This is a genomic window from Vibrio sp. 10N.239.312.D08, from assembly GCF_041466145.1.
Taxonomy (GTDB): Bacteria; Pseudomonadota; Gammaproteobacteria; order Enterobacterales; family Vibrionaceae; genus Vibrio; species Vibrio crassostreae_C.
Map to the genome: position 1 here is coordinate 1 of NZ_JBFSSD010000065.1, position 24,332 is coordinate 24,332.

The 24,332-nt window shown below is 45.0% G+C and carries 23 protein-coding genes; 6 read left to right on the plus strand and 17 right to left on the minus strand.

All coding sequences use genetic code 11. The features are described 5' to 3' along the window. Positions 1-158: 158 nt before the first annotated feature. The 5 genes from AB6D58_RS22290 to AB6D58_RS22310 all read right to left on the minus strand — a co-directional run bounded on the left by AB6D58_RS22290 (position 159) and on the right by AB6D58_RS22310 (position 5,919). Entirely contained in the window at positions 159-1,973 is a 1,815-nt protein-coding gene (locus tag AB6D58_RS22290) for a cation:proton antiporter (RefSeq protein ID WP_372158538.1), read from the minus strand. A 165-nt stretch (positions 1,974-2,138) separates the two neighbouring features. Further along, positions 2,139-3,338: a NupC/NupG family nucleoside CNT transporter gene (locus AB6D58_RS22295; RefSeq protein ID WP_017070302.1), complete on the minus strand. Its 1,200-nt coding sequence runs from the start codon at positions 3,336-3,338 to the stop codon at positions 2,139-2,141. Positions 3,339-3,543: 205 nt separating this feature from the next. Then, a complete protein-coding gene (locus AB6D58_RS22300; RefSeq protein ID WP_017063421.1) occupies positions 3,544-4,464 on the minus strand; it encodes a LysR family transcriptional regulator in 921 nt (306 codons plus the stop codon). 135 nt (positions 4,465-4,599) lie between these two features. Next, positions 4,600-5,598 carry a lytic transglycosylase domain-containing protein gene (locus AB6D58_RS22305; protein ID WP_017062371.1) on the minus strand — a complete coding sequence of 333 codons (999 nt, stop codon included), beginning with the start codon at positions 5,596-5,598 and terminating at the stop codon, positions 4,600-4,602. Positions 5,599-5,628: 30 nt separating this feature from the next. Then, complete coding sequence (locus tag AB6D58_RS22310; protein WP_017062372.1) at positions 5,629-5,919, minus strand: YcgL domain-containing protein; 291 nt, start codon at positions 5,917-5,919, stop codon at positions 5,629-5,631. A 219-nt stretch (positions 5,920-6,138) separates the two neighbouring features. On the opposite strand from AB6D58_RS22310, the gene minC reads away from it, so the two are divergent. The 3 genes from minC to minE are packed head-to-tail and all read left to right on the plus strand — an operon-like array spanning position 6,139 to position 7,905. Then, on the plus strand, positions 6,139-6,801 hold the full coding sequence (gene minC, locus AB6D58_RS22315) for a septum site-determining protein MinC (RefSeq protein ID WP_017063419.1): 663 nt from the start codon (positions 6,139-6,141) through the stop codon (positions 6,799-6,801). Between the two features lie 21 nt (positions 6,802-6,822). Further along, positions 6,823-7,635 carry a septum site-determining protein MinD gene (gene minD, locus AB6D58_RS22320; protein WP_009848498.1) on the plus strand — a complete coding sequence of 271 codons (813 nt, stop codon included), beginning with the start codon at positions 6,823-6,825 and terminating at the stop codon, positions 7,633-7,635. 6 nt (positions 7,636-7,641) lie between these two features. Further along, positions 7,642-7,905, plus strand: a complete 264-nt coding sequence (gene minE / locus AB6D58_RS22325) for a cell division topological specificity factor MinE (protein WP_010436847.1) — start codon at positions 7,642-7,644, stop codon at positions 7,903-7,905. A gap of 113 nt (positions 7,906-8,018) precedes the next feature. Here the strand turns inward: minE and rnd are convergent, their stop codons facing one another. From rnd to AB6D58_RS22365, 8 genes are all read right to left on the minus strand, one after another. Next, entirely contained in the window at positions 8,019-9,137 is a 1,119-nt protein-coding gene (gene rnd, locus AB6D58_RS22330; protein WP_032500282.1) for a ribonuclease D, read from the minus strand. Between the two features lie 140 nt (positions 9,138-9,277). Further along, positions 9,278-10,972 carry a long-chain-fatty-acid--CoA ligase FadD gene (fadD, locus tag AB6D58_RS22335; protein ID WP_004734190.1) on the minus strand — a complete coding sequence of 565 codons (1,695 nt, stop codon included), beginning with the start codon at positions 10,970-10,972 and terminating at the stop codon, positions 9,278-9,280. A gap of 106 nt (positions 10,973-11,078) precedes the next feature. Then, positions 11,079-11,930 carry an alpha/beta fold hydrolase gene (locus AB6D58_RS22340; protein ID WP_102332536.1) on the minus strand — a complete coding sequence of 284 codons (852 nt, stop codon included), beginning with the start codon at positions 11,928-11,930 and terminating at the stop codon, positions 11,079-11,081. A 48-nt stretch (positions 11,931-11,978) separates the two neighbouring features. Next, positions 11,979-12,539: a Slp family lipoprotein gene (locus tag AB6D58_RS22345; RefSeq protein ID WP_017067373.1), complete on the minus strand. Its 561-nt coding sequence runs from the start codon at positions 12,537-12,539 to the stop codon at positions 11,979-11,981. A 35-nt stretch (positions 12,540-12,574) separates the two neighbouring features. Continuing rightward, positions 12,575-12,880, minus strand: a complete 306-nt coding sequence (locus AB6D58_RS22350) for a hypothetical protein (protein ID WP_017062378.1) — start codon at positions 12,878-12,880, stop codon at positions 12,575-12,577. Positions 12,881-12,952: 72 nt separating this feature from the next. Continuing rightward, positions 12,953-13,654, minus strand: coding sequence for a tRNA (adenosine(37)-N6)-threonylcarbamoyltransferase complex dimerization subunit type 1 TsaB (gene tsaB, locus AB6D58_RS22355; RefSeq protein WP_017062379.1), 702 nt, complete (start codon positions 13,652-13,654; stop codon positions 12,953-12,955). Positions 13,655-13,713: 59 nt separating this feature from the next. Continuing rightward, on the minus strand, positions 13,714-15,642 hold the full coding sequence (locus AB6D58_RS22360) for an ATP-dependent DNA helicase (protein ID WP_017063417.1): 1,929 nt from the start codon (positions 15,640-15,642) through the stop codon (positions 13,714-13,716). A gap of 160 nt (positions 15,643-15,802) precedes the next feature. Continuing rightward, on the minus strand, positions 15,803-16,003 hold the full coding sequence (locus AB6D58_RS22365) for a hypothetical protein (RefSeq protein WP_372158541.1): 201 nt from the start codon (positions 16,001-16,003) through the stop codon (positions 15,803-15,805). A 301-nt stretch (positions 16,004-16,304) separates the two neighbouring features. On the opposite strand from AB6D58_RS22365, the gene purU reads away from it, so the two are divergent. Continuing rightward, positions 16,305-17,138, plus strand: coding sequence for a formyltetrahydrofolate deformylase (purU, locus tag AB6D58_RS22370; RefSeq protein ID WP_029235356.1), 834 nt, complete (start codon positions 16,305-16,307; stop codon positions 17,136-17,138). A 315-nt stretch (positions 17,139-17,453) separates the two neighbouring features. Here purU and AB6D58_RS22375 read toward each other — a convergent pair whose 3' ends face one another. Further along, a complete protein-coding gene (locus tag AB6D58_RS22375) occupies positions 17,454-18,050 on the minus strand; it encodes a VOC family protein (protein WP_017070298.1) in 597 nt (198 codons plus the stop codon). Between the two features lie 347 nt (positions 18,051-18,397). Between AB6D58_RS22375 and argS the strand changes: the two genes are divergently transcribed. Further along, on the plus strand, positions 18,398-20,131 hold the full coding sequence (gene argS, locus AB6D58_RS22380) for an arginine--tRNA ligase (protein WP_017063415.1): 1,734 nt from the start codon (positions 18,398-18,400) through the stop codon (positions 20,129-20,131). Positions 20,132-20,514: 383 nt separating this feature from the next. Continuing rightward, positions 20,515-20,943: an HIT domain-containing protein gene (locus AB6D58_RS22385; RefSeq protein WP_017061937.1), complete on the plus strand. Its 429-nt coding sequence runs from the start codon at positions 20,515-20,517 to the stop codon at positions 20,941-20,943. 132 nt (positions 20,944-21,075) lie between these two features. Here the strand turns inward: AB6D58_RS22385 and AB6D58_RS22390 are convergent, their stop codons facing one another. Genes AB6D58_RS22390 through AB6D58_RS22400 form a run of 3 tightly spaced genes read right to left on the minus strand, consistent with a single transcriptional unit; the run spans position 21,076 to position 23,798 of the window. After that, positions 21,076-21,306 (minus strand): FeoC-like transcriptional regulator, encoded by a 231-nt coding sequence (locus AB6D58_RS22390; RefSeq protein WP_017061938.1) that lies wholly within the window; start codon positions 21,304-21,306, stop codon positions 21,076-21,078. After that, entirely contained in the window at positions 21,303-23,576 is a 2,274-nt protein-coding gene (gene feoB / locus AB6D58_RS22395; protein ID WP_017061939.1) for a Fe(2+) transporter permease subunit FeoB, read from the minus strand. The genes AB6D58_RS22390 and feoB overlap by 4 nt, the downstream gene beginning before the upstream one ends. Further along, positions 23,577-23,798, minus strand: a complete 222-nt coding sequence (locus AB6D58_RS22400) for a FeoA family protein (protein WP_004734203.1) — start codon at positions 23,796-23,798, stop codon at positions 23,577-23,579. It abuts the gene before it with no gap. Between the last annotated feature and the right edge of the window lie 534 nt (positions 23,799-24,332).

A 24,332-nucleotide genomic window follows, 5' to 3' on the forward strand; every position in this document is an offset into this window, starting at 1 on the left:
CTGAGCCCGTAGAGGACTTTCACCTCCTAGATCAACGCCATGCTCGGCGCACAATTAGAAAGCCGCAACGTGATGAACGTTGCGGCTTTTTTGATGCTTTGGTACTTAGCTATTCGTTTTTACAACGGGGTGACTCGCTTTTGATGAAGTGCTCGTTGCTACTTATCTGGACTCTCAACTTTTTCCGTCTGTTCAGAAGGCGGTAATAAACTAATAAGCTCACACTCCGTTGATATGAGTTTTTCCAACTCAGATCCTTGTGTCATTAAACGGAAATCACCGCCAGTGATCACCCCAAGAGGAATGGCTTTAGGATACAAAGCATTAAACTCTTTTAAATCAAATGCCTCGGTCAAACCTGTACTTTTAATTTGGCTACCCTGAGCCATCAGTGAGTTAAGCTTAGAATAGGTAATCCCTTCCGAGAACAGACTTCGATTGCCATTGCGGCTCACTTGATGTCTTTCATGCTTAGTCTCTGACGATTCAAGCTCAAACACCTTATTGGCACCAAACTCGTCTTGGTAATGCATGCTGACTAACGGGTTGGTTTGACGATAAGGCGAGACGATCATCGCACGCCCTATCCCATCGAGTTCCAAATTGTTTTCCGCGTGGCTTGAAGCTGGGTTACCAAAGTAAACATTCAAGTTATCCATACGAGCTAAGCGAATGCTTTCCCAGTTAGTATCAGCAAGCACACTGTTGATGTTGTGTGTGGCTAGCACCTTGGCAAATTGTCTTGCAAAGTGAGTGGCGCCAAAGAAGATAACCCCTTGCGCTTTCTCTTGAGTGACCCCTAGCCTTCTCGCCCACCAGCTCGCGGTTAAGCTCTGAATCACAACCGTACCAATAATGACTAAGAACACCATGGGCACGAGCAGATCTGCGCCTTCAATCAATTGCTTCTCTTGCAGTTTTATCGCAAACAGAGAAGAAACCGCGGCTGCTACGATCCCGCGAGGTGCCATCCAACTCAAAAACCATTTATCCGCCGAATTAAGATCCGTACCGATCCCGCTGATCCACACGCTTAACGGGCGAGCCACCAACATAACCACCGCTAGCAACCCAATACCGCCCCAACCTATCGAAAGGAAAGCCCCCGAATCGAGTCGACTGGCTAACAGAATAAACAACGCAGAAATAAGTAACACGGTCAGGGTTTCTTTGAATTCGATGATGTCTTCGATGTCCAAGCCCTTCACGTTGGCAAGCCAGATCCCCATGATGGTCACGGTTAATAAACCCGATTCTTCACTCAGATCATTAGAAAACGAGAACGCCGCCAACATTAGCGTCAGCACAGCCACATTACGTAAATAGTGCGGTACCCAATGCCCTTGCAGCATCTTGGCAATCAAATGGCCACCGATGATCCCTAAGCCTAAACCTATGACTAACGTCAGGCCCAGAGCTGACAGAACATGGCTTGTAGGATCGGCTGAAGAGACAATGTATTCGTAAACGAGAACGGCAAACAGAGCCCCAATCGGATCAATCACTATCCCTTCCCATCGCAAGATACTGCCTAAGGAAGATTTAGGCTGAATACTGCGAAGCATGGGTACGATCACCGTTGGGCCAGTTACCACGACTAATGCCCCAAACAATGCGGCTAACGGCCAACTAAAGTCCACAAAGTAGTAAGCACCCACCACGATACACGCCCATGTAATCAACATGCCGAAACTCACGAGGTGAGTCACCATCCGGCCATGGCCTCTGATTTCTTTGAAATTTAGGGTCAATGCCCCTTCAAACAGGATGATGGCAACCCCCAGTGAAATCATTGGGAATAAAACCTCACCGAAAATGGCATCGGGATTTAGGATATTCAAGCCGGGACCTAGCAACAGGCCGACGATAAGGAGAGGAAGAATAGCGGGAAGACGTAAACGCCAGCCGAGCAGCTGACAAGCTAAAGACAAGAGTCCAATTAACGCCAAAGAAGAAGTAATCGACAAATCCATTTGTGCCCCTAAAAGGTTTGCACCACACCCTGTGGTACAAACTATTCAATGAAATAAGAAAGCCTACGTTCTTACACTATAGGCTCTCTTTTTCACGCTAACCGAATATTATTGTGATTAATCAGTCACTTTACTATAGGGGGGAGTAAAGTCATGATCAGTTAGCTATAGAGAAAGTACAACACCAGCAATAGCGGCACTCATTAGGTTAGCAAACACACCTGCACAAATTGCTTTGAAGCCATATTGTGAGATGAAAGAACGACGCTCTGGAACTAAGCTGCCCAAACCACCGATAAGAATCGCCATGGTAGAGATGTTAGCAAAGCCACATAGAGCGAAAGTTACGATCGCTTGCGAGTGCTCACTTAGTGCCTCTTTAGCATCCATTAATTGGATGAAAGCCACGAACTCGTTCACTACAATCTTGTTACCGATCAATGAGCCCGCAACCACAGCCTCAGACCACGGCACACCGATCAGCCATGCAACGGGTGCAAACACATAACCTAGGATAAGTTCGAAGCTTAGGTTTACGCCAAACCAGCCGCCAACGATACCTAGCAAGCCATTCAACATTGCAATCACACTGATAAAGGCAAGAAGTGTTGCACCCACTGCAACGGCAATACGAAGTCCAGACATAGCCCCATCTGCCATTGCCTCAACTACGTTTGTTGCTCGTGGAATTTCAACGTCAGACTCAATATTTTCTTGAGCGTCATCTGCGCTACCTGGTACTAAGATCTTAGCCATCAATAGGCCAGCAGGTGCAGACATAAATGCAGCTGCGATCAGGTAATTTAGATCAACGCCAAGCGATGCGTAACCCACTAGCGTACCACCAGCGACAGAAGCCAAACCACACACCATCACAGCAAACAGTTGTGAATCTGTCATGTGTTTTAAGTAAGGCTTAACCACCAATGGCGCTTCAATCATGCCGACAAAGATATTGGCAGTCGCAGACAATGATTCCGCACGACCTGTGCCCAAGAACTTCTGTAGCGCACCACCAATAAGGTTGATCACCTTTGGCATAAAGCCGATGTGGTACAAGCCTGAAATCAGTGCAGAGAAAAAGATAATGATGCCCAAAACATTAATCGCAAAAACGAATCCATTATTGGTAAGGCCACCAAAAAGGAAGTTTATCCCTTCTTGACCATAATTGATTAAGCTAGACACCGCACCCGTGGCTGCATTCAACGCTTCTTTACCCATTGGTACATACAGAACCAATAGCGCGAATGAGATTTGTAATAAGAAAGCCAAAGAGACTGTTCTTAGTGGAATATTTTTTCTGTCCGTAGATAGTAACCAAGCGGCAACTAAAATAGTGATAATTCCAAGTAGGGAAGCCATGTGCGTCAACCTAAAAGTTGTAGGTAGGAAAGGCGACGCATTCTATAGAGGAAATCGTTTGCGGCAAGCTGAGGTTGTTAATGTGATGTTGGGGTAATCACGATTTAACTATGAGTATAATTAAGTTATTGAATTTTAATAATTAACTTTGATTAAAAAGCGTACTTTTTCCATATGGAAATTATATTTATAGATTAGGAAACAGTTAGCGATGCAGTTCAACGCAAGTTTTGAGGTTTTTGTCCCAATACGTCGGCGACCCGATATGATCTTTAATGAACTCAATCACTGCCGAAAGCTTCTTCGGCATATTCTTTCGGCTCGGGTAAACGGCATAGAATGGCATCAGCTGACTGGCTCTCCACTCTGGCAATACTTGAATGAGCTTGCCCGTTCTAAACTCTTCTTTCACTAAGTAAGTCGCCAAATAAGCAACGCCCCACCCTGATACTGCCGCGTCTCGTACTGCCTCAGCCAAATCGACTGAGTAATCGCCCGCGACTTTGACGCTGAGGTTTTCTTGCCCGTTGTCAAACGCCCACGATGTGTAATCTCGTTCACGGCTGCGATAGATAAGACAGTTATGGTCAATCAAATCGGAAGGTACATGTGGCGTCCCAGCCTTAATCAGATAATCCGGTGACGCAGCCACCACAAACTGACTGTCGGCTAATCGCTGCGCAATGTAACCTTCAGGCAAATCTTCATTGTTGGTGATCCAGAGATCCAAGCGCTCTTCAATCATGTCCACCTTATAGTCGAACAAGTGGACCTCGATTCTCAACTGAGGATAAAGCTGTCTGAGTTGATCAATCGCCGGAATGATATGGAGTGTGCCAAATGACTGCGACAAACCGACGCGTAGTATTCCAGAGATATCATCGCGCTGGCTATCCATATCCATCTGAGCTGCTTTCACCGTGTTAAACAGCTGCTCACAATGTTGATAGAATACGTCTCCCGCTTCAGTCAGCGTGAGGCTTCGTGTGGTTCGTTGTACCAACTTGATGCCGATTGAGTCTTCAAGCAAAGCGACTTGCTTACTGATATGAGACACCGAAACGTTCAAGCTTTTTGCAGCACTGGTAAAGCCTTCGTGCTTGATCAGCGCATGGAATATCACCATCTGTGCAGCTCTATCTGTTAGCACAAGATCACCTTATTAAATCTCTGAAATATAAAATCAAAAAGGACTCCGAAGAGTCCTTTAGTTCGTTCTGCCTATGATAGGCCAAATGCTATTCAAAGCGACTTAGGTCTGTTAATCAAACTTAATTCTGTCGGCTAGGTGGCTTACTGCCAAAGCAAAGTAGTAAGAACGATTCCACTTCATTAACACATTGTAGTTGTTATAAATGAGGTACGAACGTCCGGTTTCATCATCCGGCATGATTAACCAAGCTTTAATGTCTTCATCAAGTGTTGGCAGTGGGCGATCGTCATAGCGTTTAATACCGAGTTCAGACCACTCTTTTAAGTATTTCGCTTTGTCTTCGTCTCGACCTTGTAAATCGATCGACACAGTTGACGGAACATGAACCTGACGACCCCAAGTATATTTGTCATCCCACCCTGATTGGCTGAGATAATTGGCCGCCGAAGCAAATACGTCTTCTTCAGTGCCCCAAATGTCTTTCTTGCCATCACCACTGCCATCAGCGGCGTAAGCTAAGAATGAGCTTGGCATAAACTGAGGTTGACCCATCGCACCAGCCCAAGAGCCTTTCATTTCTTTTGGTGCAATATGGCCTTGATCAAGAATCTTCAATGCCGCCATCGCTTCGCTACGGAAGAAAGCTTCTCGACGTCCTTCATAAGCCATGGTCGTTAGGGCGTCGATAACGCTGTAATTGCCCGTGAACTTACCAAAATTACTCTCAACGCCCCATAGCGCGACAATGAATCTTGGTTGAACACCATATTCATCACCAATACGCTTTAACGCGGTGTAATGCTCCTTGTAGAGTGACCTTGCTTGCTTCACTTTCCAATCTGGAACCGCTCGTGGAATGTATTCATCCAGAGTCAGTTTTTTCTCAGGTTGGTTTTTGTCGGCTTTTACCGCTCTTGGCTTAAACGTTACACCATCAAAGGCTTCATCAATGATCGCTTCAGAGATGCCTTCTTCACGGCCTTGTTGTTTTAGTTTTTCTACATATTGCTCGAAGCTCAGTTCTTCAGCTTGTACTGAACTTATGGTCAGGCTATTACCCAATAGTAATGCCGACACAGCCAATATGGTTTTCGAAAATTTACTCAACGATCACTCCTCCTTGAATTGAGGTGGCTATCACTCTTCGTCTTGAGATTTCTGTTGAGCTTTACGCTCTTTATGAAGCTCAAGTTCGTTAACTGGTGGTGGCGGAACCTGTAAAAAGAAACCATCGGTATTCAGTGATTCTTTCACTTTTTCGATGTTTACTTGAGCCAGTTTACGGCCATCCATTTTAATTACCATTACAAAACTAGGTTTACCAAACATTTGCATCAATGCGTCAGGAACTTGTGAAAAATCATCCTTCTTAGGGATATAAAGGTATGTTCCTTCTTTCTTTGAGCTTTTATATATAGAACACAGCATGACAAACCTTTTAATTGATTATGACTACAAAACTCTCACTTGCGAGATCAATAGTTTATGTTAGGGAAATATTGGGAACAAAACGTCCATTTGACAACAAGATTACTTGCTGTGCTTGGTTTGGGAATATAACATGATAAACCTAGTTTCAGGCAATGCCCTTTATTTTATTGATAAAGAAATTGTACCAATCCGCTATTGAGGTCCTGTAGTTTTTCGATGTCTAGTAACCCAGATCTAAAAGGTAGCAGCTTTACGCTATCTGTTTTGCACTTATCCGATGATCAAGTCGAAAATGCAGTCTCTTTTCTTCAAGAGAAAGTAGACCAAGCACCTACGTTTTTCGCTGCCGCACCTGTTGTTATCAACATCAGTAAAGTCGCGGGCGATATCGATTTTGTGCAACTTAAAAATGGTATATCTCAAGCGGGCATGATCCCGGTTGGTGTGGCAGGCTGTTCTGATAAGCGAATGCAAAACCTCGCTAAAGAAGCCGGTTTTGCAGTGATGACGGCAAGCAAGTCGCCATCTCAAGCTCCAGCGAAAATGGCACCAATCAAAGTGATTAGAACCCCTATTCGTTCTGGTCAGCAGGTTTATGCGAAAGATGGCGATCTATTGATACTCAGCCATGTGAGTGCAGGCGCGGAAGTGATTGCCGATGGCAGCATCCATATTCATGGCACTTTACGCGGCCGTGCGATTGCAGGTGCAAGTGGTCAAACTGAAGCAAAAATAATTTGTAATGATTTACAAGCCGAGCTGGTTTCCATTGCAGGAAATTACTGGCTCAGCGATCAAATTGAAAGCGAGTACTGGCAGAAGAAAACCATGTTCAGTATGGCAAACGATGTATTACACGTTGATGTCCTCGCAATATAAGAGAAATAAAAGGAAAACAGAATGGCACGCATTATCGTTGTAACGTCGGGTAAAGGCGGGGTAGGCAAAACGACCTCCAGTGCAGCTATTGCCTCGGGTCTGGCTTTAAAAGGGAAGAAAACCGCAGTCATCGACTTTGATATCGGTCTGCGTAACCTAGATTTAATCATGGGTTGTGAGCGTCGTGTTGTGTACGACTTCGTTAATGTTATCAATGGTGAAGCGACGCTGAACCAAGCGATGATCAAAGACAAGCGTACAGAGAACCTGTTCATTCTTCCTGCTTCTCAAACTCGTGATAAAGACGCACTAACAAAAGATGGCGTTCGTCGTGTGTTTGATGAATTGGATGAAATGGGCTTTGATTTCATCATCTGTGATTCTCCTGCGGGTATCGAGCAAGGCGCTCTAATGGCGTTGTATTTCGCTGATGAAGCGATTGTGACTACTAACCCTGAAGTCTCTTCTGTACGCGACTCAGACCGTATTCTAGGTATTCTTGACTCTAAATCTCGTCGTTCAGAAGACGGCTTAGAGCCAGTGAAAACACACCTTCTACTGACTCGCTACAATCCAGCACGCGTAACTCAAGGTGAGATGCTCAGTGTGGAAGACGTTGAAGAAATCCTGCACATCTCTCTACTGGGCGTGATTCCAGAGAGCCAGGCCGTACTGAACGCATCGAACAAGGGTGTGCCAGTTATCTTTGACGAAGCAACCGACGCAGGTATGGCTTACAATGATACTGTAGAGCGACTACTGGGTAGCCAAGTGGACTTCCGTTTCTTAACGGAACAGAAGAAAGGCATCTTCAAAAGACTGTTCGGGGGCTAATACGCAATGTCATTATTAGAGTTTTTTAGACCACAGAAAAAGACAACCGCAAACCTAGCCAAAGAACGTTTGCAGATCATTGTTGCTGAGCGACGCAGCCATGACGACCCTGCTCCATCATACTTACCGCAACTGAAAGAAGACATCTTGAAGTGTATTGCGAAGTACGTTGAAGTCGATCCATCAATGGTTGATCTGACGTTCGAACATAAAGATGACGACATCTCAGTATTAGAGCTGAACGTTAAGCTTCCAGAAGAAGATCGATAACTAGAGCCTGAGCTGTGCTTATCAATACTCAATAAAAAAGAGAGCCTAGGCTCTCTTTTTTGTGTCTGAAACTTTTATCTCTGCAGCATTCGTTGCTTACTGAAGATATAAGGTTATTTGATTGCTTTATTTAGCTTCTCACCAACCACGTCTAGGCGCCAACCTTGCATTACATCAGGCAGCTTCTCTGGATTACGATCGTACTTCCAAATCCAGCTTAACACTTGATTAAGTTGCTTCTTCGATGCCAAAAATTCAGTCGCTAAGCCACTGTGTTGCGATGCTGTTTTCACTTCATCTTTCAACACTTTGAAGAGTTGCTTGTAACCTGGGTAGTCCATTAGACGTTCTACTGGCGCTGGGTACTCTTCTTCTGGCGTATGCTCAGCTAATTTCACGATTGAGCTGATCTTCGCACCATGGCGACGTACAGAACGGTAATCAAACCCTTCCTGCTCCATATGCTTAGGATCTTTCATTGCGAATCGAGCCACTGCCCATAGGTCTTGTTCTTTAAAGACAAAGTTCAACGCTAAATCACGCTTAATCGCTTCTTTTAAACGCCAAGTTGCTAGCGGTCTTAAAATCGCTAGCTGTTGAGGTTTTAGCTGCCACGCGCCTTTAATATCAAGGTAAGCGTTGTCTGGGTTTGCTTTACGGATGCGCTTAGCTACTTGTAAATCAGACTCTTGTTGCGCCGCTTCCCACCAGCCTGCTTCCATCACTTTTTCGAGAAGCTTGTTGTACATTGGCATCAAGTAGTGAACGTCTGCCGCTGCATAGTCGAGTTGCTTTTGAGAAAGCGGACGCGCTAGCCAGTCAGTACGAGATTCACTCTTATCTAGGTCAACACCTACAAACTCAGAAACTAGAGCCGCAAAGCCAGTTGAAAGACCATGACCTAAGAAGGCTGCCATGATCTGCGTATCAACCATTGGTGTTGGCGTACAGCCAAATGCGTTCTGGAATACTTCTAGATCTTCGCCACACGCATGTAACACTTTCAGTACTGACGTGTCTTTCAACAGCCCAACAAACGGGGTCATTTCATCAAGAGCAATAGGATCAATCAGTGACAGCGTTTCACCATCAAATAACTGAATTAAGCCTAATTGAGGGTAATAGGTTCTTGTACGAACGAACTCTGTATCAAGCATAACAACATCGGCTTCACGTGCTTGTTGGCAAACTCGCTCAAGGTCTTTAACTTGGGTAATGATTTGATAATCCACAAAACTCTCACTGATTTTACTTTGATCGCCGGATACAAAAATGCCGACATTAACTGTCGGCATTCTAACACCATTTTTCAGCGCTCGCTTAGATTAAGCGCCTGAATGGTTTCGGGGGCTAATTTCTCGCAAACCCGTGATTACTCGCTTGCGCGTTTGGCAAGCTCTGCGTCATTTTCTTCACGAAGCACTCTGCGCAAGATTTTGCCTACATTGGTTTTTGGTAGTTCTTCACGGAACTCAATCAATTTAGGGATCTTGTAGCCAGTTAGGTGTTCACGACAGTGCGCGATAATGTCTTCTTTGGTTAGGCTAGGGTCACGTTTCACAACGTAAATCTTAACCAGCTCACCAGACACCTCATGAGGTTGGCCGATAGCCGCAACTTCTAACACTTTGCCATGCAGAGCCACAACATCTTCAATCTCGTTCGGGTAAACGTTGAAGCCTGACACTAGAATCATGTCTTTCTTACGGTCTACGATGTACAACAAGCCTTCGTCATCAAACTTAACGATATCACCAGTCGATAACCAACCATCTTGGTCGATCACTTCTTTGGTCGCTTCTGGACGTTGCCAGTAGCCTTGCATCACTTGAGGGCCACGAACCTGCAATTCACCCACTTGGTCATTACCAACCACTTTACCTTCATCATCAACAATACGAACTTCTGTTGATGGTACTGGTAGGCCGATTGCACCTGTGTAGTCTTTCAGATCGTATGGGTTACCTGTGACCAAAGGAGCACATTCGGTTAAACCATAGCCTTCAAGTAGGTGGACACCTGTCGCTTTCTTCCATTGCTCAGCAACAGCGCGTTGAACCGCCATACCACCGCCAACAGATAAACGCATGTTACTGAAGTCCAATTCGTGGAAATCTTCGTTATTCACGAGCGCATTGAACAAGGTGTTTACGCCAGTAATCGCGGTAAACGGAACCTTTTGCAGCTCTTTAATAAAGCCAGGAATGTCACGAGGGTTAGTAATCAGAAGGTTACGGCCACCCATCTCAACAAACAATAAGCAGTTCACGGTAAGAGCAAATACATGGTAAAGCGGCAATGCCGTTACCACCAATTCACGGCCTTCTTGCAGAACAGGGCTATATGCCCCTTTCGCTTGCAGTACGTTCGCAATCATATTGCGGTGCGTTAGGATTGCGCCCTTCGCTACGCCCGTTGTACCACCTGTGTACTGTAGGAATGCGATGTCATCACCTGCCATAAATGGCTTCACGTACTGTAGGCGACGGCCTTTATGCAGTGCTTTTCGAAATGAGATAGCACCCGGCAGATCGTACTTAGGCACCATGCCTTTTACGTATTTCACTACGAAGTCGACAATCGTACCTTTCGCTCGTGGCAGCATTTGCCCCAAGCTGGTTAGCACAACGTGTTTAACCGGAGTTTTATCAACGACTTTCTCTAGCGTGCTCGCAAAGTTAGAAACGATAACAATCGCCTTTGCGCCAGAGTCATTCAATTGATGTTCAAGTTCACGAGGCGTGTACAGTGGGTTGACGTTCACTGCAATCATACCTGCACGCAGTACACCAAAGAGTGCAATTGGGTATTGCAGCAGGTTTGGCATCATCAGCGCGACACGATCGCCTTTCTTCAGTTTTAGATCATTCTGCAGGTAAGCAGCAAAAGCACGACTGCGCTCTTCAAGCTTACGGAATGTCATGATAGACCCCATGTTCTCGAATGCTGGTTGGTCTGCGTACTTCTGTACCGACTGTTCGAACATTTCAATAAGAGATGGGTACTGATCTGGGTTGATCGTCTCTGGTACGTCACTTGGATAACGTGAAAGCCAAGGTTTGTCCACTATGTTACTCCTCGTTTATCAGCTGACGACTGCTTCGCCGCTTTTTATCATTGCGGTATTACAGCACAGCTTTAGTGCATGAGCACTAAAAGGCTCAAACACTTGTTTAAATTTTGTTAACTACACCAAGAATTAGCTCTGAAACTAGCTCTGGGCTCTCTAAATGACAATGATGTCCACCAGGAACAGTCTCTATATGCAGAGGACTATGCACTGATTTGTAGCGATTATGCTGCAAATGTCGGAATCCACCATTCCCTAGGATTATTAATTGAGGGCATTCAATAGCCGCCATAATCGCTTCAGCGTGCGCCTGTGACATTCGATATAACGAGTCACATTTTAGATTAGGGTCGCATCGCCATTGCCAAGAGTTCTCGAACTCGACAATACCTCGCTCAACAATAGGAGCGATTAATTCAGCATTAATTTGGTTGGCGTGAGCTCTCAGCTTAATAGCATCCTCAAGGCTTGCCAAAGGACGTGAAGGCTTTCTTCGCTGTCGAAGACGACTGAGTACCCCATCCCTCAAGCGAGAGACTGTTTCGTGGGGAGCTTCAGAAAGAGGTCCGTGACCTTCAATTTGAATTAATCCTGACACCTTTTCAGGAAAGGCGGCACTATAGCAACTTGCTATCAATGCACCAAGTGAATGTCCTACCAGTACCAGTCTGTTTGGCGATAATTTAGTCACCAACTGATGCAAGTCATCAATATAATCATGAAATGGGTAGTAACTTCCCGATTTGTGCGACGAGAAGCCGTGTCCGAAGAGATCGATAGCAACAAGGTGAGCATTGGGCGCAAACTTGGCGACTTGCTGCATAACCGGATTAAAGCTGGACGAATTATCCAACCACCCATGAATAAAAACGACCGTCGTTGCGGTCGTTTGTGGGTTGCCAATCTGTTGTGTTGCAAGCGTCCCGCTCGCAAGGGAGTATGACTTTTCAATCATCAAACACTTAGTTCCATCTGTTTGCGCAATCAACGTCTAAAAAGTTAATTACTCTACGTCCTGTATCACTCGACCTTGTCTTGGCATCGTTTGAAAACTGCGACAATGTAAACTTCTGCACGAGTAGTAGGTTGGTGCAAAATCGTTAACAACAACACGCTCAGTGATGTTCCACAGTCGTTGGTTGTCCACTTTCATCACAGGGAAGATGTAAGGGTATTCCCCTATTTTTCCATCTTCACTTCCGCTTGACTGACCAACCAGTGTAATCAGACGGCCTTCTGCAAAACTTAGAGGCTCAACATACCCTTCAATATAACCAACAAAACGTCCGCTTGGCTCTGCGTCTAGGTCTGGCTTACCGCTACTCGAAATCGGCATATTAGCAACTTCGATTCGAGTCTTATCTTTCAAGTTGGTTACTTTAGAGATAACGCCACCCAATCGAACACTTTTCGCCTCCGGTAGTTGGTCGACCCACTGTTGGTAATCACTAATTACAGGCTCTGATTTTGCTTCAAGTTCGCTAGGAAGTGATGAACACCCGGCAAGTACCAAGACACCAAGAGAAAGGGCTATTAAGCGTAATTTAGAGAGATAATTTGACATGGTTCTGGTCCTTAAACAGGCATTAATAAGAAGCTCTAGATGTAGATATCGACACCGATAAGCTTTGCAAGTTCTTCTTTCTTCGCCTGATTCATTACATCCATATACTCTTCCATAGCCTTACGTCCTCGGCCTTCTGGAAGATCATACTGGATTTGAGCCTTGTGTAGTTCAGACTCTTTAACTTGACGAATAGAGTGAGAAACAGCATTAGCGACCTTAGTCGGTTGCCCAACCGCAGTGCTAGCATCAGATTTTTTTGCCTGCTCCTTCTTTTTAATTCGATTCGGCTTAGACGTGCTGCCTATCGAAGAAGGAGGTAAGTTGTTAATTGATACCATGACTAAATATCTGCCCTCTCAAATCTAAATAATACGCATTTAGACCTAATTTGCATCAGAACCTTGTAAAAATTATTCGCGACCTGGCAGTTTCTTCCAAGTCACTTTGTCACGAAGATAAACTGGCTCAGATTCTTCTGCTGCAACCGCTTTACCTTCTGCGTAAGCAAATTGAGCAAGGAACGCCATATCTTGAGCTTCTGGGAATAGCACTTCACACGCTTTGGTGTTGATCGCAAGTGTATCCATATGCTCGGCATAAGCTTCCCAGCCGGTACCGACTTTCGCCCATATTTCAGAATCTGCTTCTAACTGCGCAGCCAGTTCACTTGGTGGCGTTACACATTCGGCATCAACCGCAGTCCAACGACCATCTTGTTCGCGGCTGTAACGAGCCCAGTACACTTCGCTCATACGCGCATCAATCGCTGTTGCTACATGAGTTTCACCAAATTTACGGTAGCTGCCTTGCGCCATCGCTGCCAGTGTAGAGACACCAATCATTGGTAAATCCGCACCAAAAGCCAAGCCCTGAGCAATACCAATACCAATACGCACACCCGTGAAACTGCCTGGGCCTTGGCCAAACGCGATAGCATCGATATCGGTTAAAGCGACATTCGCTTCTTTCAGTACTTCATCCACCATAGGTAGAATTTTCTTCGTATGGTCTCGAGGAGCCTCTTCGCTACGTGCGAACACCTGGTCACCAATTACTAATGCAACTGAACAGTTTTCAGTTGCGGTATCTACTGCAAGAATTTTCGCGCTCATTTGTGTCTCAAATATTCGTTATCTAATCTAAAAATAATGGCTAAACTCAACAATGCCAATTACTCAGCAGCGGTTGAATGGTCTTTAGCTAAGAATTCTTTAATGACCCCTAAGTCACGTGTACGAGGGATAGGCGGTAAACTCGCCAAAAATATGCCACCGTAATCGCGAGTCACCAATCGGTTATCGCAAATAATCAAAGCACCATTATCGCGCTTGTCACGTATCAATCGGCCGACACCTTGTTTCAAGGTAATCACAGCGTCTGGCAACTGTACTTGTGCAAAAGGATCACCCCCTTTTAGCTTACAGTCCTCGATTCGAGCCTTAAGTAAAGGGTCATCAGGGGCTGTAAAGGGCAATTTATCGATGATAACACAGCTTAATGCGTCGCCCCTAACATCTATCCCCTCCCAGAAAGCACCTGTAGCCACCAGCAATGCGTTACCTAATTCCATGAATTCGGCTAAGGTTTTTTGCTTACTTGTCTCACCTTGCAATAGAACGGGAACCGAGAGGGTTTCACGGAATCGCTCCCCCAACTCTTTCATCATGCTGTGTGAAGTACACAAGAAGAAACAGCGGCCTTGGTTTTGCTCAATCACAGGAGTCAGCATTCTTACTAGCTTATCCGCGAGACCGGGGCTATTCGGTTCTGGAAGATAACGAGGCACACACAAGCGCGCTTGATTCGGATAATCAAACGGGCTCGGCAGTGAAAACTGTGCCGACGGTTTTAACCCTAATCGAGAAGTAAAGTGTTCGAAATCATCCGACACCGCCAAGGTTGCTGAGGTAAACACCCATGCGCCCGGCTTCAGCTCAATCTGTTCGTGGAATTTATCGGCGACAGAAAGCGGTGTGATATGCAGAGCAAAGTGGCGCGGTGTAGTGTCATACCAATACGAATAGCCAGTGATCGACACATCGCACACACGTTCGATACGCGACTTAATCATATTTGCGCGTTCGAAAGCGGTATCTAACAACTGGCTTCGCCCAAGTGCTAACTTCAATACATCAACAGCAAGTTGCAGAGCATCTTGCAAACGAACTAACTCGCGTGCAATCGACTCGGATTTCAAAGCTTCGCGCCAGTTACCACGAAAGCCGGTATCACCAAGCACAATACGCAGATCGGCTGACGATTGAACGAGCCTATCCCCTACTTTCTGTAGCTGACGCATGTCTTTGGCTTCAGTTCGGTAAGCAATTTCAATGTCTTTGGCTAACTCTTGGATCTGTCGACTGGAAACCGATTGTCCGAAGTACTGGCTGGCGATGTCAGGAAGTTGATGTGCTTCATCGAAAATAAACACGTCAGCTTCAGGTATCAATTCGCCAAATCCGGTTTCTTTGATCGCCAAATCAGCTAGGAAAAGGTGGTGGTTTACGACCACCACATCGGAATCCATCGCTTTCTTACGCGCTTTAAGCACAAAGCAATCGGTATAGCTTGGGCACTCTTTACCCAAGCAATTATCATTGGTCGAGGTAATGGTTGGAATAACCGGGCTGTCTTCAGCGATATCATCACAATCGCCTAAATCACCCGTTTGAGTGGATGACGACCAACTACGAACTTTGACTAACTGAGCCAGCAGCGTTGGATCGGTATGAGCACCATGACTCTCGATCATTTGGCGACTGAGCCTGTCTAAACACAAATAGTTTGAACGTCCTTTGAGCAACGCAACTTGACCATAAAAGCCAAGCGCATCGACCATCAAGGGTAAATCTCGGTGAAACAGCTGCTCTTGAAGGTTTTTAGACCCCGTACTAATGATGGTTTTCTTGCCACTAAGCAGCGCAGGCACTAGGTAAGCAAACGTCTTACCAGTACCTGTTCCAGCCTCAACAACCAACTGGCTTTGATTTTCAATAGCTTGTGAAACCGCTTCAGCCATGTCTAACTGAGCTTGTCTTGGTTGAAACCCAGGGATAGCTTTGCCCAGAGCGCCATCAGCAGAAAACGTTTTAGATATCATAGAGTACGAAGTTTAGAAAAAGAGAAGGAGAATTATGGCAGGTTTAGTGAGCCGGCGCGAATCAAGAATGACTTCGCATCGGAGGTGTTTGGTTTGGCTTGACGTGGCTTAAGTTACCTTGAAGGTAAGAATTGAAGAAGTAGGAATTAGAGAATCGTTTTTATTTTCGACTGAGATAACGTGATAGCCAATGAGCACCTTCAAAATGGTTATCACCAGGCTGTATGGCTTTCGCTGCATCGGTTGGTGAGGTCTTACTTTCCCACATTTCATCTAGAACATGACCATCTAATTCGGTACCTCTCGCCAATGAATTCACTCGCTTGCAGTACAGTTTTTTGGCTAGTAACTCTTTATCCATAAGTATCACCTCTATTTTTGGCCAAGGCGTAAATGCCTCGGTTGAAGTTCAAATGCGTACTACGGTCAAAACTTTTAAAAATGAAGCTTCTGCCTGTTTTTCTATCTAAAAACTGATATTTCTATATCAAACAATTTATCAAAGCGATAAATCAGCAGCAGAATTTGTTGAAACCAACTTGATAATAGATTAATTATAACGGTGATATTGCGGCTCAGTTCACCGTTCGACGGCCTGCATTAAATTTGAAGAATCCCTATTTCATATAATAAGTGCAACATTTCATGGAAGTAAGATGCAAATGGAAAGAAAAACTTTACTAACACATTGTACTGATGCCCCGGGCCTCATCTCTAAGATCACCAATATTTGTTACAAACACCAACTCAATATTGTGCACAACAATGAGTTCGTAGATAACACAAGTGGCCACTTCTTTATGCGCACCGAGCTTGAAGGGTATTTCAATGACGAAACCTTACTTGCCGATTTAGATCAAGCCCTGCCACCAAATACGAAACGTAAGCTTGTTGATTCGTCTCGCAAGCGTGTTGTGATACTCGTGACCAAGGAAGCACACTGCCTTGGCGACATTCTAATGAAGAACTTCGATGGCAGCTTAGACGTTGAAATTGCGGCCGTTGTCGGTAACTACGACATTCTACAAAGCCTAACCGAGCGTTTTGACATCCCTTACCACCATGTTTCTCACGAAGGGCTAAACCGTGAAGAACATGAGAAGAAGATGCTAGAAGTGATTGACCAGTACGAGGCGGATTACCTTGTTTTGGCTAAGTACATGCGAGTGCTGACACCAGGTTTTGTTGAAAAATACCACCACAAGATCATCAATATCCACCACAGCTTCTTGCCAGCATTTATTGGCGCGAAGCCATACCAACAAGCGTATGAGCGCGGCGTGAAGATCATTGGCGCAACGGCACACTTTGTGACGAATGATTTGGATGAAGGTCCAATCATCAAGCAAGATGTTATCCCTGTGGATCACAACTTCAGCGCGAAAGACATGGCACAAGCCGGTCGTGACGTAGAGAAGAATGTATTAAGTAAGGCGTTAAACAAGGTGATCAATGATCATGTGTTTGTTTACGGCAACAAGACTGTAATTCTGTAAATCGGATATTCGATTTCCGGTAAGACTTCCAGTTAGAACCCAATAAAAAACGCGCAATAGGGAAAGCCCATCGCGCGTTTTTTGTATCTGATGATCAGACTCGCTTTGAGAGACTCCCGACTACGCTCCTTCGTCGCTATCGGGAATGACGAACTCGGTGATGAACCTTCGAGCTATAGGCTCTAACATACGCTCTCGAACGCTCAGTCTGTCACTATCCAAAGATAGACTCTGGAAAATTTCATCGAACACCCCGTCATTCCGACGAGCCAAGGCGAGATCAGGAATCTCTTTCCTAGCAACTCTCTATTCAAATTAAGCCTGTTCTGATTCCACAATCTTCTTCAAAGAGTGTGGATGCAGCTTGATGCAAATCCCTTGATGTTTAAAAGCCACTGTTGGGTTATTCAAGCGTTCACCCTCGCCTTTCGGGCTAGAGAGTTTGATCTTAACGCCTTGCTCACCCAGCGTTTCAAAGTTAGCAGCGAACTGCGGGTAAGTTTCTTTAAGATCCGCTAGATACTCATCAGCTGTTTGGGCATGAGAAGGAATCACAAACTCTACATGTTCCCAATCTTGGCTTGGGTAAATCTTACCTTCTGCTGGATATGGCAGCTCCAAACATTCAATTTTCCAGCCAAGGCTTTGCAAGGGTTCATCGAAAGCCAACACCACAATTGGACGACCATTAATCATCGCCTCAGAAATCATAGAGCCGTACTCAGACCACGCTTGATGGGCAGATTTCGCTAGCTCAGTGTCATTGATTCGCAGCGCAATATGATCCGCTTGAGCAAAGCTTAAATCCAAACCTAATGTATTTCCTAGGCTCTCGATTTTTGCCATAAAAGTATCAAGGCGGGCGATCATTTGTTGTGGTTCTAGTTCAGCTTGCTTCAGGCTCATCATCATTGTCTGTGTTCTCAAAATAATGGCTGCATGTTATCAGTTTTGCCTTTTGCAACAAGCGTTGCTTTTACAAAAAACACTCAATAACTATGTTCTTTTCGCTCCTTAAACATGCAAACGCGTCTTGCTAAAAGTCGATTGTCAAAAACCACTCAGGAAATGTTAATTTTCTATCAATTCGACCTATAAGAAACCCCACAAAATTGGTATGATTAACGCCATTTTTGTGAACTTAAACAGTGTCTGTTGTTCATTTCGGCATTAAATCGTTAACTAGATGCATAATTAACCAATTTAATGACCTCGAAATAACGGCCACTCTTATCATCCTTGAATTGAAGGAAACGCGTGTGAATATCCAAGCACTTATTAATGACAAAGTATCTCAGGCTCTAGAAGCCGCAGGCGCACCTGCAGGCTCTCCTGCGGCTGTTCGCCAATCTGCAAAACCACAATTTGGTGACTACCAAGCAAACGGCGTTATGGGCGTTGCTAAGCGACTAGGCACTAATCCTCGAGAGTTTGCTCAAAAAGTATTGGACGTTCTAAACCTAGACGGTATCGCTTCTAAAGTAGAAATCGCAGGCCCAGGTTTCCTTAACATCTTCCTAGATGAAGCTTTCCTAGCACAACAAGCAGACGCAGCATTGGCTGATTCTCGCCTTGGTGTTGCAGTAGCAGAAACACAAACAATTGTTGCGGATTACTCTGCACCAAACGTTGCGAAAGAGATGCACGTTGGTCACCTACGTTCAACCATCATCGGTGATGCGGTCGTTCGTACTCTTGAGTTCCTAGGCCACAACGTTATCCGTGCTAACCACATCGGTGACTGGGGTACTCAATTTGGTATGCTTATCGCAAACCTTGAGCGCGTTCAGGCTGAGTCTGGTGAAGTTTCAATGGAACTTGCTGACCTTGAAGGCTTCTACCGTGAATCTAAAAAGCTTTACGATGAAGACGAAGAGTTCGCAGTTAAAGCACGTGGCTACGTTGTTAAACTACAAAGCGGCGACGAGTTCTGCGCAGAGATGTGGAAGAAGCTTGTTGACGTAACAATGATTCAAAACCAACGCAACTACGATCGCCTAAACGTGTCTCTAACGCGTGATGACGTAATGGGCGAAAGCATGTACAACCACATGCTTCCAACTATCGTTGCTGACCTAAAAGAGCAAGGTCTTGCAAAAGAAGATGACGGCGCACAGGTTGTATTCCTAGACGAATACAAAAACAAAGATGGCGACCCAATGGGCGTTATCATCCAGAAACGTGACGGCGGCTTCCTTTACACAACCACTGATATCGCTTGTGCAAAATACCGTTTTGAAGAACTAGGCGCAGACCGCGTACTTTACTTCATCGACTCACGTCAGCACCAACACCTAATGCAAGCTTGGACTATCGTTCGTAAAGCAGGTTACATCCCAGAATCTGTTTCTCTTGAGCACCACGCATTCGGCATGATGCTAGGTAAAGACGGTAAACCATTCAAGACTCGTGCAGGCGGTACTGTTCGTCTTGCTGATCTTCTTGATGAAGCCGAAGTTCGTGCAGCGCAGCTAATCGAATCTAAGAACCCAGAACTAGCAGAAGACGAGAAGAAAGCGATCGCGAACACTGTTGCTATGGCAGCGGTTAAGTACGCAGACCTTTCTAAGCACCGCACTACTGACTACGTGTTCGATTGGGACAACATGCTTGCATTCGAAGGCAACACAGCACCATACATGCAGTACGCATACACTCGTGTTGCTTCTGTATTTGCTAAAGCTGGCATTTCTATGGACTCGCTTGAAGGTGAAATCAAAATCACTGAAGAGAAAGAGAAAGCGCTTATCGCGAAACTTCTACAGTTTGAAGAAGCAGTACAGTCTGTTGCTCGTGAAGGTCAACCACACATCATGTGTAGCTACCTGTTCGAACTAGCTGGTCAATTCTCTAGCTTCTACGAAGCGTGCCCTATCCTAGTTGCTGAAGACGAAGCTGTTAAGCAGAGCCGTCTGAAGCTTGCTGCACTAACAGCGAAGACGATCAAGCAAGGTCTATCGCTTCTAGGTATCGACACTCTAGAGCGCATGTAAGCGATTCGAGATTCGAGATTCGAGATTCGAGATTCGAGATTCGAGATTCGAGAAAATTAGAAAGGTTGACGTGAAAGCGTCAACCTTTTTTTGTCTGGAGGTTTGTTTACTCGATTATTTAAGCGATTAGCTAACCTACACAGCAAGAGATCTCCTATTACGCTCATTCGTCGCTCTAGGAGATGACGAGAATAGGTGTAGTGAATCCAAGACAACATCAATGATGCGCCATCAAACCACACCAAATCGTTATCCCTCTTCTCGCCATCATTCCCTACAGTGAGGGACGAACGTGATAGGGAATCTGCTTATTGAGAACGTAAGCCCTAGCCACATTCAAACTCCGACCTTATACTCATGTAAAACAATTAATTGGAAAGATCATGAGCTTCGAACTTCACCCGCAACTTGCGAAAGACACCACACTTATCGGCGAATTTCCACTGAGCTTAGCCCTGCTACACAAAGATAACGCAGTGCCTTGGGTTATCTTGGTACCAAAACGTGCCAACCTAAAAGAGTTGCACCACTTACCAATGAAAGAGCAACAGCAGTTCCTACATGAATCTCAGGCGGTAAGCCAAGCATTAGAAGCAACGTTCCAACCAGACAAATTGAACCTTGGTGCGCTGGGTAATATGGTGCCACAACTGCACATCCACCATATTGCACGCTTCAAAGACGACATTGCTTGGCCCGGCCCAGTATGGGGTAATACAAAAGGCGAACAGCGCAGTGAAGAAGATCAAGCCGCTATCCTGACTCGTATCCAAAACGTTCTGTCACTGAGCTCTATCTTCAAGAAAGCATAATTCGAGTTCATCTCATTGAGCTTTAAAGCAAAACACTTCAGAAAAGACACATAACAAAAAGCCGCTCATCTTAGATAAGCGGCTTTGTCATTTTCTAATCTCGCCTTTTTCAACGAGAGTCTGAAGACCGAACTACATCATCACGTTAAGCGACAAACCATCTTGTTTGCTGATGGTGTAGCGAATACGCGTTGTATGACCATGCTTATTCGTATCGACCAAGCGAGAAACTTTCCCTTTCTTGACCCAAACACTCAGCATCGCATCGACGCCATCTTCACTCATGCCAAACTTTGCAGCGAGCTCTTTACGAGCCGCAACGCCGTGGCTATCAATGTATTGATGAAGTTCAGTTAAAATCATACTACTTGCACCTCTAGTGCTTTCTGCTTACTGCCCACTTTCTTGAAGACGCGATACGTCACCACAAAACCACCAGCAATCGCCACCATCCATACTGCACTTGTCACAGGATGCGCAGCAAAGTTTGCCGCTTGGTAGTAGAAAGTCGCACCAAAGTAACCAAGAGCCATCGTCCAAACCGCGATGAAGCGTGCAAACGTCTGACCAAATTCACGAACATAAGCACCCATCGCGGCCACACAAGGCGTGTAAAGCAGGATAAGAATCAAGTAAGCGAATGCCGCATGACCAGATACAAACTTGTCTTTCAAGTTACCAAAGATAGAGGTATCGACTTCTTGGTCTGCTGCTACAGAATTAGAGTCAGACAAGTCGCCAACTTCAATACCTAATGGATCTGAGTAGCTCAATCCGGCTAGGTTTTCAGGGATCGTCATTACCGCTTCTTGCAGGCTTGCTGCTAAGTCAAACTCAGCTGCTTCTTCATCAGAAGGCGTTGTATATAGGCTATTTAATGTACCAACAACGGCTTCTTTAGCGAAAATACCTGTGATGATACCAACCGTTGCAGGCCAGTTCTCTTCAGTAATACCAATTGGTTGGAATACAGGTGTTACAACTTGAGCTGCTCTAGACAGTACTGAGTTTTCGCTATCTTCGTTACCAAAGCTGCCGTCCATACCTAGAGAGTTTAGGAAGCTAAGAATAGCCACAACCATCACGATTGTTTTACCTGCACCAAGTACGAAACGCTTCAGCTTCTGCCAAGTTTTCAACATTACGTTTTGCACTGTCGGCAATTCGTAATCTGGCATTTCCATCACTAAGCTATCACTGCTACCTGGGTAGATCGTGTTTTTCAGGAACAAACCCGTAAATACAGAAGCAACGATACCCATGATGTACAGAGCGAATACTACGTTTTGTCCTGCACCTGGGAAGAACGCCGCCGCGAACAGTGCGTATACCGGTAAACGAGCACCACATGACATAAACGGCGCCATTGATGCTGCTAGTTTACGTTCGCGCTCTTGGTCAAGAGTACGAGTTGCCATGATTGAAGGCACGTTACAACCAAAGCCCAGTACAAGTGGGACAAATGCTTTACCCGGTAAACCAATCTTCTGCATCACTTTATCAAGTACAAATGCAGCACGAGCCATGTAGCCTGAGCTTTCTAGTACCGCTAAGAATAGGTAAAGCGCTGCGATAACAGGAATAAAGGTCGCAACCGTTTGGATACCGCCGCCAATACCATCAGCAAGTACAGTGACTAACCAAACTGGTAAATGGCCATCTAATAAGTGGTGTCCACCATCAACTAATATTGCTCCAACACCAATATCGAAGAAGTCGATAAACGCACTACCGATATTGATAGAGAACATGAACATTAGGTACATGATAACGAAGAAGAAAGGAATACCGACCCATTTGTTCAAAATGAATTGGTCTGCTTTCTCTGTAAAGTTACGGCTTAGTTTGCCTTCGCTGCGACGAACACGTTTACAAAGGTCATGTAAGAAAGTGTATTTAGCGTCAGCAACAGCAAGGTCAATATCGAAATCGGCACCAAGACGCACGCTATCAATTTGAGTGCGAGTTTGTGGGGCTAAACCATTCAATACCAAGTAATCATTTTCTAAAGCACGAATCGCTAGCGCTCGGTGAGATACGTCAGCATCATCAAATTGTGACTCAACAGAAGGGATAAGAGCTTCTAACGCGGCATCGTAATCAATAGAGATAGGGTCAAGGCTCACACCTTGAACAAGCAGTTTATGCAGACGCTCTTTAAAGCGAACCACTTGACCTTTATCGTTTGCAGACAAGCTTAGAACTGGGCAACCTAGCTCTTTCTCTAGTGCTTTAAGGTTAATCACCTGACGTTCGCGCTTTAATACATCCATTTTGTTCAACACAACGATCATTGGGCGACCCAACTCACGCAGCTGTAATGTCATATATAAGCTTCGTTCTAGACAGTTAGCGTCGACAACATTGATGATCACATCTGCTGGGTGAGTTAAAACAGCGCGAGACGCGATAGACTCATCGATGCTGTTCGCATCATTACCACTGTCTAGTGCGTAGATACCCGGTAAATCCGTTAGTTGAAACTGATCACCAGCGTGCGAGTATAAACCCGTCTTCTTTTCAACAGTGACACCAACCCAGTTACCAACGTGCTGCTTAGCACCAGTCAGTGCGTTGAACAGTGTTGTTTTACCACTATTCGGGTTACCAACGGTAAGAACTTGATAATCCATTTAGATAACCTCGATTTGTTCTGCAATGCTTTCACGAATGGCGATAGAAACACCTCTCACTTCAACTTGAAGCGGATCACCCATAGGTGCACGGCGGATAAGCGTCACCTCGGTTTTTGGCAACATACCCATGACCATAAGTTTCTTCCTTACGTCTGGTGTTAAACCTGTTAGTGCAACAATAGAAGCCGCCTTTCCTTGCTCTAATTGTGAGAGTTTCATAAGTACCCAATTCGTGACTGATAATGAGAAAGATTGTTATTAACGCCATGATACACATACATGCCCACAATTCTATTGTGTGAAATCAATGTTTTCGAAAATACATACTCGTAAGTTTCGTTAAAAACGTTTACGTCAAAAACGTTACTTTCAACAACTAGCGAGAACTACCTCACTAGTACAAACCCTCCCAAACAAAAACAAATCATTAATTATCAATCACTTGAGACAATGTCGGTTTTATCATAGGTATCTGTCGTTAATTTTATAAGTAAAATAAGTAGCTGGACGTATAGTTACTCCATCTAAGAGAAACTACTTCTCTTTAATTTTATTCCAGAGGTGATATGGCTTTGCTATATCACTCCGGCAGCAAGCGAAGGTGTCGTTGGCACCCGTGGTATAGTCCCCCCGGCTATGCCACGATATTTTTTTTCTTCCCTTTGTTTTATCCCAACAACCTTTTTAAACTCCCCATTTATCTCGTATCTCGTATCTCGTATCTCGTATCTCGTATCTCGTATCTCGTATCTC